The 777-nt window shown below is 73.5% G+C and carries 1 protein-coding gene; it reads left to right on the top strand.

Annotated elements, in window-relative coordinates:
• Positions 1-238 precede the first annotated feature (238 nt).
• Entirely contained in the window at positions 239-619 is a 381-nt protein-coding gene (locus tag ACFV6I_RS38115; RefSeq protein WP_380430738.1) for a VOC family protein, read from the top strand.
• The last annotated feature ends 158 nt before the right edge of the window (positions 620-777 follow it).

The following is a 777-nucleotide window of genomic DNA, read 5'->3' as shown; positions in this document are numbered from 1 at the left end:
GACCCCCCACACCCCGCACACCCACATCCAATGTAGTCTGGTGGGCTGGTTTTTTTTTATAACACACCGCCCCCGCGCGTTTGGGCGCCCCCCCCCGGGGCGCCCCCCTACGGCTTTTCCCCGCGCCTTCCCCCGCGTCCGGGCCCAGGCCGCACATCCCTCGCGCAATTCTCCGTACTATGTATAGTGTACTGCGTACGGGATAACCGCGCGCTCGCGCCGACGAGAGGGCTCCGCCATGCAGATCACCACCACCACCCTCGCCCTGACCGTCGAGGACGTCACCGCCTCCGCCGCCTTCCTCCAGCGGCACTTCGGCTACAGCGAGGAGATGTCGGCCGACGGCTTCGTCTCGCTCCAGCACCCCGGCGGCGGGGTCGACGTCGTCTGCCTGCGACGCGGCCTGGAGGTGCTGCCCGAGGGCCAGCGCGACCGGACCGCGTCCGGCGTCATCCTGGCGTTCGTCGTCGAGGACCTCACCGGCGAGGAGCGGCGGCTGCGCGGCGAAGGGGTCGAGATCACCCTGCCGCTGCGCGAGGAGCCGTGGGGCGAGAAGCTGTTCCAGGTCACCGACCCGAACGGGGTCGTGATCGAACTGGTCGAGTGGGCCAAGCAGTAACCACGCGCCCGAGCAGTGACCGCGCGCCCGAAGCGACGGCGCCCCCCCGCGCGCCCCGCCCGCGCGGGGGGCGGCCGCGCGACCCCCCCCCCGGCCGGCGGGGGGGCCCCGCTCCCCGCGGGGGCCGGGGGGCGCGACGGCGGACGCACAGGGCCTCT

Origin of the sequence: Kitasatospora sp. NPDC059803 (assembly GCF_042732255.1) — a bacterium.
Classification (GTDB): Bacteria; Actinomycetota; Actinomycetes; order Streptomycetales; family Streptomycetaceae; genus Kitasatospora.
Note: the sequence above shows the minus strand (reverse complement) of the source record. Positions and strands in the feature narration are given on the sequence as shown.